11 protein-coding genes and 1 pseudogene are annotated in these 12,493 nt (G+C 68.3%); 8 read left to right on the top strand and 4 right to left on the bottom strand.

The genetic code is table 11. From position 1 onward, the window contains the following. Positions 1 to 88: 88 nt before the first annotated feature. Positions 89 to 1,609 (bottom strand): annotated as a pseudogene (gene istA / locus J2S43_RS04790) (IS21 family transposase); the annotation flags it as partial. Positions 1,610 to 1,907: 298 nt separating this feature from the next. Here istA and J2S43_RS04795 point away from each other — a divergent pair. Together J2S43_RS04795 and J2S43_RS04800 are read left to right on the top strand one after the other, a co-directional pair. Next, positions 1,908 to 3,494 carry an ISL3 family transposase gene (locus J2S43_RS04795; RefSeq protein WP_442320064.1) on the top strand — a complete coding sequence of 529 codons (1,587 nt, stop codon included), beginning with the start codon at positions 1,908 to 1,910 and terminating at the stop codon, positions 3,492 to 3,494. 572 nt (positions 3,495 to 4,066) lie between these two features. After that, positions 4,067 to 4,312 carry a DUF7669 domain-containing protein gene (locus J2S43_RS04800; RefSeq protein ID WP_306827336.1) on the top strand — a complete coding sequence of 82 codons (246 nt, stop codon included), beginning with the start codon at positions 4,067 to 4,069 and terminating at the stop codon, positions 4,310 to 4,312. A 73-nt stretch (positions 4,313 to 4,385) separates the two neighbouring features. Here the strand turns inward: J2S43_RS04800 and J2S43_RS04805 are convergent, their stop codons facing one another. After that, a complete protein-coding gene (locus J2S43_RS04805) occupies positions 4,386 to 4,622 on the bottom strand; it encodes a hypothetical protein (protein ID WP_306827337.1) in 237 nt (78 codons plus the stop codon). Positions 4,623 to 5,227: 605 nt separating this feature from the next. On the opposite strand from J2S43_RS04805, the gene J2S43_RS04810 reads away from it, so the two are divergent. After that, positions 5,228 to 5,443 (top strand): hypothetical protein, encoded by a 216-nt coding sequence (locus J2S43_RS04810; RefSeq protein WP_306827338.1) that lies wholly within the window; start codon positions 5,228 to 5,230, stop codon positions 5,441 to 5,443. 593 nt (positions 5,444 to 6,036) lie between these two features. Next, on the top strand, positions 6,037 to 6,390 hold the full coding sequence (locus J2S43_RS04815) for a hypothetical protein (protein WP_306827339.1): 354 nt from the start codon (positions 6,037 to 6,039) through the stop codon (positions 6,388 to 6,390). A 55-nt stretch (positions 6,391 to 6,445) separates the two neighbouring features. Here J2S43_RS04815 and J2S43_RS04820 read toward each other — a convergent pair whose 3' ends face one another. Together J2S43_RS04820 and J2S43_RS04825 are read right to left on the bottom strand one after the other, a co-directional pair. After that, on the bottom strand, positions 6,446 to 7,378 hold the full coding sequence (locus J2S43_RS04820; RefSeq protein WP_306827340.1) for a phosphotransferase family protein: 933 nt from the start codon (positions 7,376 to 7,378) through the stop codon (positions 6,446 to 6,448). 197 nt (positions 7,379 to 7,575) lie between these two features. After that, positions 7,576 to 8,673 (bottom strand): hypothetical protein, encoded by a 1,098-nt coding sequence (locus J2S43_RS04825; RefSeq protein WP_306827341.1) that lies wholly within the window; start codon positions 8,671 to 8,673, stop codon positions 7,576 to 7,578. A 564-nt stretch (positions 8,674 to 9,237) separates the two neighbouring features. On the opposite strand from J2S43_RS04825, the gene J2S43_RS04830 reads away from it, so the two are divergent. From J2S43_RS04830 to J2S43_RS04845, 4 genes are all read left to right on the top strand, one after another. Then, on the top strand, positions 9,238 to 10,413 hold the full coding sequence (locus J2S43_RS04830) for a hypothetical protein (protein ID WP_306827342.1): 1,176 nt from the start codon (positions 9,238 to 9,240) through the stop codon (positions 10,411 to 10,413). Further along, positions 10,383 to 11,186, top strand: coding sequence for a hypothetical protein (locus tag J2S43_RS04835; RefSeq protein ID WP_306827343.1), 804 nt, complete (start codon positions 10,383 to 10,385; stop codon positions 11,184 to 11,186). Before J2S43_RS04830 ends, J2S43_RS04835 begins: the two co-directional genes overlap by 31 nt. Positions 11,187 to 11,373: 187 nt before the next feature. Continuing rightward, on the top strand, positions 11,374 to 11,973 hold the full coding sequence (locus tag J2S43_RS04840) for an IS1096 element passenger TnpR family protein (protein WP_306827344.1): 600 nt from the start codon (positions 11,374 to 11,376) through the stop codon (positions 11,971 to 11,973). 236 nt (positions 11,974 to 12,209) lie between these two features. After that, entirely contained in the window at positions 12,210 to 12,491 is a 282-nt protein-coding gene (locus J2S43_RS04845) for a FadR/GntR family transcriptional regulator (protein WP_306839201.1), read from the top strand. Positions 12,492 to 12,493 lie beyond the last annotated feature (2 nt).

Here is a 12,493-nt window from a genome sequence, read left to right on the forward strand (position 1 = left end):
GGGCCGCCGTCGCGGTGTCCGGCTCGTGGTCGCCGGGTCCGTCGTGGTCGCCGCTCGTGGTGGGCAGGGTGATGACGTTCGCGAACAGCTGCGAAGGGCCGTGCAGGTGGGCGGCGGCACCACCGTCGCCGGTGACGGCCCGTGGCGGGTCGGTCTCCGCGCCGACGGCCAGGATGCCTTTCACCGTGCGGTAGGACGGGTCGCCGACCGCGACAGCGGCCGCGCAGGCGGCTTCGAGGCGGCCGGGGCCGTGTTTGCCGGCCAGGCCGAGCACGCCTTGCGCGGCGCGCAGCCGGAACAGGGCGTTGACTTCCAGGAGCCCGGCGATAACCTGGCTGCAGGCCGGGCCGATCTCGGCCGCTTGGGTGCGGCACCAGGTCGGCGTCCGCATCCGGAACGCGATCTTCTCCGGCGGGTAGTGCCCGAAATCCGTCTGTTTCCCTGACGGTTTGCGGCCGTGGGTGGCGATCACCGTGCCCTGGTGGAAGATCTGCACCATCAGCGGGGTCTCGCGGGCGTCGATGCGCTGGCCGATGAACCGCCATGGCACCGAGTAGATCGTCTTGCCGACGCGGGCGTGGATGTCCGGGCCGACCGTCGCCGTCGACCACGTGGCCAACTCGAACGACCGGGCCGGCAGCGGCTGCAACGTGTGCGCCTCGGCCGCGGCGAACACCGTGCCCGGCGCGGCCCCGGACAGCGGCCGGCAGGCCCTGCGCCCGGCCACCTCGATACACCACGTGACCGCGGCGGTCTGCATCGCGGTGAGTGAACCGAACTGCCGGCCCCGCCAGAACGAGTCACGGATATACGGCATCGGCCGTTCGATACGTGCCTTGTCCCTCGGTTTCCGGGCCCGGGCCGGATCGACCAGGACGCCGTAGTGGTCGGCCAGTTCCGCATACGACCGGTTGATCTTCGGGTCGTAGAGGTCGGGCTTATCCACGCCGGTCTTCAAGTTGTCGGGGATCAACCGGCGCGGGACCCCGCCGAAGAACGTGAACGCCTGCACGTGGGCCTCGGTCCAGGCCCGCTGGTCCATCGTCAGCACCGGCCGCACGAACATGTGCCGCGACGCGGCCAGGACCATCGCGAACGCCCACACCCGCCGCCGCTTCCCGGTCACCGGATCGGTCCAGGACCCCAGCAGCCCGTAATCGATCTGTGCCTCTTCGCCGGGCACGACCTCGGCCTCGTCGCGCAGGACCACCACCTGGTCCCGGCGCACCTGCTCGGCCATGTTCGCCGCGACATACCGCTTCAACGACGCCAGGCTCGCGGTCAGGCCGTGCTCGTCACGCAGCCGCTGATGGATCGTCGCCTGAGTCACCCCGGCCTTGAGATGCTCGGCGATGTATTCGTGGAACACCGCGATCTGCGGCCAGGTCACCTGCCGCAACCGGCCGTCCGCCAGCTGCGGAAACCAGCGGGTCACCACGTCCGCCCACTCCTGGCGGGTCATCGCCGGCCCGCCAGGCGCCAGGCCCGCGGCGACCGCCGGCTGCAGATACTTACGGATCGTCTTGCGATCGACACCCAGCGACACGGACAACTCGCTGATCGAGCGTCCCGCATACCAGTGGATGAGGATTTCGGCCACATCGACCACGTCGAACGTTCTCCTCGCCATCAAGCCCCCTCGCCGCCGATGCAGACGAGGAGGGACTCTTCCTGATCACGAGGGACCAACACACCCCACCGCACACATCCCCTGAGCTGGGGAATTACGTGAGCGACCGAGTGGGGAATTACGGGTTCTGGCGATGATCTTGTGGTGGTCGGTGTCGGCGTGTCGGCCTCTGTCTGGTGTGGACTCTGATACTTGACCGCGGTGCGATCTTGAGCGGCTGTTGCCGCATCTGGCGGAGGTCACGATCGACGGGATCCACGAGGCCGACGGCCGGATCGTGATCGAGGCCCGCTCGGGCCGGGACCGGGTAGCCTGCCCGGACTGCGGTACCGAATCGGCGCGGGTGCACGGCCGCTACCACCGGCGGCTGGCCGACACCGCCCTTGCCGGGCGGTCGGTCGTGATCCGGCTGCTCGTGCGGCGGCTCGTCTGCCGCGAGGCCGTCTGTGCTCGGGTCACGTTCGTCGAACAGATTCCAGGCCTGACCAGCCCGCACTCCCGATACAGCCCGCCGTTGCGGGCGGCGTTGACCGTGATCGGAGTCGCTCTGGCCGGTCGACCAGGCGCTCGGCTGGCTCGCAAGCTGGGCATGCCGGTCGGCCGGGACACTCTGCTCGGCCTGCTGCGCGCGGCACCGCTGCCGCAGCCGGGCACGGTCACTGCGCTCGGCGTCGACGATTTCGCCCTGCGTCGGGGCCACGTCTACGGCACCGTGCTGCTGGATATGGACACCCACCGGCCGGTCGACGTACTACCAGGTCGCGACGCCGACCCCCTCGCCGTCTGGCTGCGGGAGCATCCCGGGGCGGAGATCATCTGTCGGGACCGGGCCGGCGCCTATGCGGAAGGCGCCCGTGCGGGTGCACCAGATGCAATCCAAGTCGCGGACAGATGGCACATCTGGCACAACGTGGGCGAAGCCGTGGACAAGACCGTCACCGCGCATCATGCCTGTGTGCGGGCCGCGATGACCCTCGAAGCCGGCCAGGCCACGAGCCCGGTTCCCGATGCTGGGCCGCAGCCCGCCTGCGACGCCGAACCGGCCGCAGAGCCAGAACCAGCAGCTCCGGCTGCTGAGCCGGACGGGTCGCTCGACGTGTGCGGTCGTGAACGGTCACTGGTCGTGCGCACCCGCGAGCGCTACACCGCGGTGCAGCAACTGCTGGCCGACGGTGCCTCTCTGGCCGAGATCTGCCGGCAGCTCGAGCTGGACCGCACCACCGTGCGCCGCTTCGCCCGCGCCACCAGCCTCGACGAACTCCTGGCCAAGGCCGTCAACCGGACCAGTCTGCTCGACGGCCACACCCAGCACCTGACCAGCCGGTTCGCCGCCGGCGTCACCAACGCCGCCGTCCTGCACGCCGAGCTGACCGCACTCGGGTTCACCGGCAGCGTCCAGACCATCCGCCGCTGGCTCCACCCCCTGCGGGCAGCCGCCCCCGCCGCACCGCAGCCGATGCGGCCAGCGGTCCCGAAACCCCGGCACATCACCCGATGGATCATGACCAACCCGCAGCACCTGGCCCCCGACCAACACACCCAACTCACCGACGTACTCGCCAGCTGTCCCGAGCTGCAGGCCGTCGCCGGCCACGTCCGCGACTTCGCCGACCTCATGAACAAACACCGCGGCGACCGCCTGCCCGACTGGATGCTGCGGGTGCAGGCCGACAACCTGCCCGCCCTGCACTCCCTGGTCACCGGCCTACGCCGCGACCTGGACGCAGTCACCGCCGGCCTGACCATGACCTGGAGCTCCGGCCCGGTCGAGGGCGCCGTGAACAGAATCAAAACCATAAAACGATCAATGTATGGCAGGGCCGGCTTCGATCTCCTACGCCGCCGAATCCTGCTCAGCGCCTAACGCCCCGGACCACAAGATCATCGCCAGAACCGAATTACGTGAGCGTCAGACCGCTACAGGTGGGGAATTTCGTGAGCGCTGACAGGCAGGTACCGGTGGCCGGCGGACGTAGTCTGCCGGAGAGTGCGGCAGGATCTGATCGATGACGCATGTCTGGTAGAAGCCGACCACCACGGACAACCGCCGGGAGACGGTCGGCGGCTGGTAGCACCAGGTTCCTGCAGCCACCGCACGTACCGTTCGATGCCCGCCCGGCCATCAGTCAGTGGGTCCATCCTGTTGCCGATACACCAGGTCAGGAAGATCTTGAGGTCGGAACCCGTGTGTAGTCGGGACTGACACCGGTAGCGGCCCAGGTACGCGGCCTCTGCCGCGCGGAGAAAACGCTCATCGAACGTTAAGGTGGGTGGCTCGAGAGTCGAGAAGGTAGTCATATCTCACGATGCGTCACCGTCCGCGAAGGCCGCCAGCGCCCTTGGCGGCAGATCCGTCCGTATGCCTGATCTTGGTTAGCGCCGCCTCTGATAACGAGAACGGTTTGGTGGAGTGCCCGGGGAAGCTGGGAGGCCATCATGATGGTCGTGACCGCCCGAGACGAAATTCTTGCTGCGCTGCCACAGGTCATTAGCAGCAGCCCGGACGGCACCTTCCTACCTCAGGACGTGATTGACGAACTCCGGCGAAGTGGAAGCACGTACGCGGATTCGACAATCCGGACACACATCGTCAGTCGAATGTGCGCCAACGCGCCCGACCATCACGCGCGGACCTATGACGACCTGGAACGGCTCCCGAACGGCCGTTACCGGCGGCAGTGAGTGCCGGACAGCAAACGACCGGAATGCGGCACTACGAGCAGGATTGTCTTCCGACGTGCCCCGGCCTCACGGCTCAGTCGGCGGCGTCGGTGTCATCGTGCGCCTCCTCGGGGTCGCCCTTCCCGCTCGCCGGGCCGGTGTAGCCGATCGCGAGCAGGTGACTGTCGAGAATCTCGTACAGGAAGTGACCCTTGCCGACCCACAGCCTGCGCTGGCTGCCGTCAGCTCGCGCTACCACGAAATGAATCTTGTCGGACTGGTTCTTGTGCCGCCAGGCGCGTAGTACCACGCGATCCGCAATGACTGGCATGGTCGTCCTCCTCCGTAAAGGACGAAGAATTTCATGAACCGGCCGAGGCGGCTACTGACCGTATAGCCGATCATCTCCGACTACAGGGTTGCCGCTCACGTTCCGTAGGGCTCCTCCAAGAAGCTCGATCGCTCAGAGTTCCCACGCAGGCGTAGCGACGCCGACCGGCCAGCGCCTCCTCAGCGGCATGAGCGCGCACTGCTTTCGGAATGTATCGATCGTTTGGATCGGCTTTCCGCACGGTTGGCTGAGCCGGCGTATCGCTTGGACGGATGTCGGGGTGAGGGATCCATGCCTATGTTGTCGAAGGAACATCGGCTGGCCGGTGTGACATCCCGGTCTACAAAGTCGGGCGATAGAACAGGTGACCGCTCCAACGGCAAGGCAGTGATCAGATCGGCTTGCACTGTTTGACATCTATGGCCTAGTGCGGCGAGCAGGTGAAAGTAGCGACGCTGAAGTCACCTGAATACCTGATCGAGTACTGAAGGGTGCGTGCGCATCCAATTTCGCCAGTACGGTCACCCGTTTGGGTGACGACCCTACTCTAAGAAGCACGCATATTTTGCATCCTATCGTTGTGCGACACGCGAAGCGAGGGCGGCATGTCGGACGTCTTAATTGGCATTGCGGGTTTCCTCTTTGTTGCAACAGTTCTTGGAATTCTTATCCGATTCGTTCTAACCGTGATTTTCGGTGCCCTCACCAGACTTGGGGAAGAGAGCACTCTGATCGCCGGAATTGGAGCAATCTGCGCACTCGTTGCGGCGATTGCCACCGTGGGTTCCTTCGTCGTTGCTCTCATGAAGCTGTTTCAGTAGCCGCGACCCGTGATGCGAGGGATTCAAGTGCTTGGCAAGCGCAAAAGGACATCCTGGCGGATTGTAGCGGTGGCTATCGGCGGTTCGATGACATTCAGTGGGCTCTACTGGAACCTTATCAGTGAGCCACTCGGCAGGCGGATTGCTCGGAGCAATCCTGGGCTTACTACCGAACGAGCATCTGAGCTCATCGATACATTTGGTCTTCTATGGTCTTCTATGGGACTGGTCGTAATCGTGATGGTCTTCACACGGATATATATTTTGGCCAGGCGGCGCAAAGGGCATGAGTAAGATGCGATGAATCGACCAGGCGTCACCGTTAACGGCCTCCGTGCGCATAGGCACTGTGGCGCACTCAGCTTGCTGTGATATGCGCGCACATCGGCAGATCCGTTCGATGTTCGAGGCTCGTCCGGGCAACGCGAAGGGGCCAAGGCGTCAGCGGTCAGGCGGCTACGTAAGCCGACCCGGTTCGAGCATCAGGCGGAGATCTGCGAGGTGTACGGCTACTGCTCGTACCCGTCGGCGACGGATCGGCTGCGGCCTGGGTGGGTGATCAGGCGTGGGCTACCGGGGACGGGCCCAGGGCGTTGTTCTACTCGGCGGTGGCGCGGTTGCGGGCGGAGTTGGTGCTGCTGCCAGGGGTGCCGACGCTGCGCGTTGACGTGGCCGGCGCCCGGAAGGCGGCCGAGACCCGGCTGTACGCGGCGCTGGCGGGGGTGGTCACCGCGGAGCAGGGCGCAGACCGGTTCTCGACGCCGACGTGGCCCGGCTTTCGGCCTACGCGCGCCGGCACATCAACGTCCACGGCCATTACTCGTTTCGGCTGCCGGACCTCTGCGGTGCCTGGCGGCCGCTGCGTGATCCCGACCAGCGTGATCCCGATGAGCAGAGCTGATCGGTCCGGCCGCGGCGGCGAACGTATCGGGGTCGGGGCGCGGTGAGGTGGGCGGGCTCCTTCGTGTCCGAAACGCAGCGCGTACAGCTCCAGGGGCATGGTCACGCCCGATCGGTGAGGATGTCGGGGCGGCGGGTCCTCAGCCAGGCCAGCAGAGCTTTCGCCTGGGCCTGCTGGAAGTCCCGGACGGCCGGTGCCGCCGGCGGCGGTGGCAGCAGGGAACGGCTGACGAAGTAGCCGGCACCAGCGACCAGGATCGTGTCCAGGTCGTCCCGGTCGGCCTCGCGGGTCAGCGGGTGCCCGTCGAGCAGTTGTTCGACGTCAACGCCGTGCATGGCGAGGCTCGGGGTCATCAGGACCAGGTCGACCCAGCCGGCGCCGGTGCACGCGTTGGGCCAGTCGACGATCCGGACCCCGTCGGCCGCCAGGATCATGTTGTCCAGCCGCAGGTCCCCGTGGACCAGGGCGGTTCCGTCGGCGGCGTCCGTCCAGCGTTTCTCCCGTGCGGCGAGCACGTCGATCGAGGTGCTGGCGAGTTCCGGGTAGGCTGCGGTGATCGCTGTCCACGAGGCGGCGTCGGCGATGTCGCGCCAGCCGGTGAAGTCCTCGGCGAACTCGTCGACGAGCCGGGGCAGACCCAGCGGTCCGGGCGTCTTCCCCAACGCGGCCACCGCCGTCATCGCCGGGTCGAGGTCGGCGATGCCCGGGGTATGACCGTCGACGTGCTCGAACAGCATGACGATCCAGGTCCCGTCGTCGTGCCACCAGAGCAGGCGAGGGCTCGGCGTCTGCGGCGGCAGCGCCTCGGCGATCCGGGCCTCACGCAGATAGGCCCCGGCGACCTCAGACGTGTGCCGGGCGATCGCCTTCACGAAGAACCGGGTGCCCGACTCGCCGGCCACGGTCGACGCCACACCGGGGGTGAACCCGCCGGGTGCGCTGGCGATCTCGTGCAGCGGAGTGGCCACGGCCTGCTCGGCGCGGTTCCGGAGGGAGTCCGGGATGTCGGACCAGCGCAGCCGTGTCAGGTTCATGCCGTGGCACGCTACCGCCGGGCTCCCCACGGGCACCGCATTTAAGGGTGGATACTGGCAGAGGCCAGTAATCGAGTGATCTGTATTCCCCGACCATTCCTCCACCTGGCTCACGTTGCGTGACCGCCGACTGCGCTTCGGCACTGGGGCGGCGTCGAGACGTCAAGGTGTGGCATGTGCAACGGGTCCGGCTCAAGTTAGCTGTCGCCCATGATTGTCAGGTTGACGTTGGTCAGGTCGTAGTCCGGATCCCCGTTCGCGTCCACCACCAGCAGCAGGATGGTTCCGCGGCGCACGCGGACTTCCTCCACCGCTGCCTGATCGATCCGGGATGAACCGCCATTCGGGAATGCTCCGCTGGTCAACTTACGCGCACGGTCCTGCGGATTCTGCGCCGACAACAGCCACTTGACTCCGTTGCCGCCGCTGTCGTCCGCGTCGGAAAGACCACCAGATACTGTCACCGTGCCGTCGGACGGCGATGTCCAAGAAATGGCTACTTCGAGCCCGTACGGATGAAGCGAGAGCCCACCCTTCGGCATGCTGAATGGAGTGTCGCAGCCGGGGCCCGTAGTGTCCGTGAGATCCTGGCCGGTTCCGTTAAGCATCGCGATCGGCAGGCCGCCGGGCGCGGCGAAGCCGGAGAGCCCGTCGACGCCGCATGCGGCGGTGACCGCCTCGGGGAGTAGGGAGAATCCGTCCGCGCTGTTCCCCTCGCCTTGCAGGAAACGCCAGACCTCGGCATGTCCCGCTCGGTCCGGTGCCGGATTCCGTAGCGGCGCGGCGAGGAAACCGGCGTCGTCCGGGTTCTGTGGACGGCTGGTCCCGGCAGGGTGCGGCAGGCTGGAGCAGGCCTGTGCGCCTAGCCCCGCATCGACCAGCCAGATCTCGCTGATGTCATCGAGTGCGGTGATGGTGAGCGTCCGTTTCTTGAAGTCCGCGGTCTCGTGGAACAGGCCGTCGAAGCACACGGTGGCCTTTCCGGCCTGTTTGACTTCAAACCCGTCGCTCACCGTCTGCCCGCCGACCGATCTGGCGATGATCACTGCGGTACTGTCGTCGCCGATCTCCTTCTCAAGCTTGCCGCGCACGCCGATTTTGCCGATCGGTGTGGTGAACTCCTTCCCCATCTCGACCGCGATGGAGCCGTCCGAGGAGAGAACGAATTGCACTGGAGAGAACGGCGGCTGGTAGGTGACGTCGCCGACTGCGGTGCATGCGGCCGAGCCTGACACGACGAGGAGCAGCCCAAGCGCGAAGGTTAGCGGTCGGTGTGAGTGCAGTACGTCCACCATGCCCCCAGCGTCGCATCGCCCCGCATCCTGCACCCGCCCAGACCGTCCGCAGATCATGAGGCTGGGCGATCCCCGCGCCGACGACGGTCTCACCTACGTGCAGGCCATGGAGGTCATCAGCGGGTATGGGCGGATGGACGTGCCCATGGACAAGGACACCTGGCTGCGCACATCCACCCGAGCAATAGGCGGGTACCCGCTCCCCGCGCGCCACAACGGGTATTTTCCCTGTGGTCGGAGGCCGACATCCGAGAGTTCGCCCGCGCTCACGTCCGCGTTGCGCGTACCGCCGCGGAACCACGGTCGGTAAACGTTCTCGCACTACTCCTGTCGCCTTCAGCAGTTGGACCTCCCGTCCGGAGATCCGGCGGTCAGCGAAGCGCGCGTTGTCGCGCGCGGCCTTCAGCCGGGTGGTCAGCGACCGGGTCTCTTCGCCGAGATTCTGGACTCGCCGCTGGAGGGTGGCGTGTGCGGTCATGATCCGGACGACGTCCTGTTCCTGCCACGGTGAGCTCCACTCCTGGGTCAGCGCTGGGACGTGGACGGGTCTGCTTGTTGTCGGCCGTGGCATGGCTGGAAGGCGACCCTGAACTGGACCTCCTGCGGCTGCGCAGCGCCCGCGTGGTCACCTCCGTGGCGGACGTGTCTCGGACGGTGGCGGCGGTGCGGGGGATCGGGGCGGGATGGCTGGACCGCGGCGGCTACGGCTGGGATCCGGGCCGCCTCGACGGCGAAGAGCTACTGGCCGGCGCCCGACTGCTCGCCGGCGCACTGACCCCGGACGCGCAGCGCGCGCAGGTGCAGGCGCTGCTGGATCCCGACACGATCGCGGACCGGGCGCTGATCGAAGACCTGTCCGTGATGGCGCCGCTGGTGGGGTTGTCGCGCGAGGGCCGTCCGCAAGGCCCGGCCAGCCGGTGGGAGCAGGCGCTTGCCGGCGCGGACGCCGCAGATGCGCTGCTGGCGGCAGCCGCGCTCGTCGCCTGGGTGATCACCCAGCCCGATATAGTCCCGCACCGCGTCGACGCCCTGGCCAGCCTGTACGAGATCGCCGGGCGCCGGGCGGCCGCCGCGGACACGGTGGTCGCGCCCGCCCGGCTGTCCACGCTGCGGGCGCGGGCTGCGGCCACGACGACCCCGCCGCCGGTCGCCGCCCGGCTGACCGACATCGTGGTCGAGTACGGCGGCGGTCCTGCTGCGGCGATACCGGATGCGGTCGGGTGGGAGATGCTCCTGGCGGCGTACGCGTCCACGGGCGTCGCGGACCTGCCGGCCCGGCCGTCGCGGTGGACGGCCCGGCAACGCGCGGCGGCGGACGCGGCGAAGGACTGGGCGGTGGCCGCGACCGGCGGGCACCCTGTCGGCGCCCTGCGCGAGCACCTGGCCGCCGAGGACCACTTCTTCCCGGTGCAGATCCGCCCGGCCGGCGCCGGCGACGACGTGCCCGCCGGCGAGCCGCCGGTGACCCCGGCGGTGGATGCCCGGCTGCAGGTGCAGGTGCTGGACGTGCTGGCCGCGTTCTCGCGCGCGGACCGGGCCGGGGCGTGGCGTGGCATGCGGCAGATCCTGCGGACGGGCGTGGGCGGCAGCGCGCCGCCTACCAGCACCTGCTGGACGAGATCACGCTGCGCGCTGTCGCCGGGGTGCCGTCGTGGAGGGACCAGATCCCCCGGCACATTCGCGCGTTCCTCGGCGCCTGCCGTGGGTGCGTGCCCGGGTATCTGGTCGGGGATGCGGTGACCGCGTATCTCGCCGCGATGCACCGCTGTGACGCGGCCAGGATGCCGATCCTGCTACCCACACCGACGATCAACCCGCACATCGACCTGTACGTGGCCGCGGTGGCGGCGACCGCGCACGACTTACACTCGTCGGCCGGCGATGACCGGCTGGGCCAGGCGATCGTCTACCTGCGCCGCACCGACCGGAGCGTGGACCCGGCCCGCTGGGAGCCGGATCAGCAGCACACCGCCGTGAACACCCTGACCGAGATTCTCGGTGCGGCGCTCGCGCGGGAGGTGCGACGCCGTCCGGCCGGTGATCGGCTGCGCCGGTACGCGCTCTGCGCCGCCTACGACGCCGCCACCAGCGACGACGGCGGCCCTGCTCACGCGCAACTCGCCCGGATCGGCGGCCTTCTCCGTGCCGCGGGAAACGCTGATCGCCTGTGGGCGATCAGGTCTCAGTGCCGCAGCGCGGTCCGCGCGCGGTCCGTGCCGCGGGCCTTGTCGGTTGGAGGTCGGGGATCACCGCCCGGACGATCATGGCGTGCCTGCTCGACGGGCACGAGCCCGTGCCGGTCCGAGCCACGCGTGAACCGAACGGGCGCAAATCACCTGGGCCGCTCTGCGAGCGCGGGCATTTCGCGGCAGCCCGGCAGATCGAAGCCCGCCAGTGACCTGGCCTGCGGTCGCGCTCACCGGCTAACGAGACCTCGGCGGTGCATCCGTTCGGAGCGTTACGGGTGCGGGCGGCGTGCCGGTGCCAGATTCGCGGGAACAGGTGCAGCCTGATGAATGATGGCAGGTGTAGCGGACCTGCGGTCACTAGGGTTTTCCGAGGCGATACGGCGAAAGGCGTCCGATGGATACTGGCATATCCGGCGTCTCGTGCCCCGGTCCTCGTTCGAGAGTGACCCAGACGGGCGAAGAGCCGGCTTCGGGAGCATCTGCCGCCGGGGCGGGGCGGAACACTGACCCGATGGCACGTAACTGGCTCACGATCCAGGTGGAGCTCGTCGGCGGCGGGGCTGCTGGAGACCTTTGGCCCGCCCCCGGCCGGGACATGATCGCCGGACCTGGGCATTCCTTCGCAGACCTGGCCGCCGCTATCGACGGCGCGTTCGCCCGCTGGGACCGCGCGCACCTGCACACTTTCGACCTGGCCGACGGGCGTACCCTCGCCGACCAGGCGTTCCTCGATGAAGACCCCGGCGACCCGCCCGCCCTCGCAGGCCGCGCACACCGCCTGGGTGACCTGCTGGCCGCCGGCGATGTGTTCACCTATACCTTCGACCTCGGCGACCGCTGGCGGCACCGCTGCACCGTCACGGCCATGGACGTCGACCCGGTCGCCGTGCTCGGCATGACGCCCACCACGCCGTTGCCCTTCTTCGGGTGGGGCATTCTCCCGGACCAGTACGGCCGGCTGTGGCTCGGCGACGACGGTGAGTCCGACCCGCCACCGCCGCCACCACACCTCGCCATAGCTGTTCGCCAGGCTGACCGGATCATTGCCATCGCCGAGCACCACGCCACGATCGTCCTTCCTGGACTGAGCCCAGGCGACGTCGAGGATTGAGGCTGCCGCACCACCACCGCGGCGGCGAGCGACTCCGGGACTTGCAGCGCGCGCCGATGACGCCCCCGGGGTCGGGTGTAGGGCGGGGTGCCGTGGCGGCGCCGGCCGCGTGAGCGGCGAGGCTGGGACGTGCGGTTCGCAGGTGAGGCCCTCCTGCTGTGGCCTTGAATTGCGGCACGCAAAACATAATCGATGTAGTCGATAATGTGGGGTACGGTGGGTGGATGTCGAGGGCGATGTCACGGCCGGCGGTGGTGGTCGGCGAGATTCGGGCACGGATAGCTGACGGGAGGCTGCAACCCGGCGACCGGCTGCCGACGGGGCGTGAACTCGCGGCCGGCCTGCGGGTGGGTGCGGGGGCGGTCCGGGAGGCGGTGACAGAGTTGGTGTCGAGCGGGGAGATCGTGTGCCGGCAAGGGCTGGGCCGGTGGGTCGCCACGCGCCCGCCGGGTCCCCGCTGTATGTGCGGCTGCTCCCGCTGCTGCTCGCCGGAGGATGAATACTCCTGGCGTAGGTAGGG

It is taken from the genome of Catenuloplanes nepalensis (assembly GCF_030811575.1).
GTDB lineage: Bacteria > Actinomycetota > Actinomycetes > Mycobacteriales > Micromonosporaceae > Catenuloplanes > Catenuloplanes nepalensis.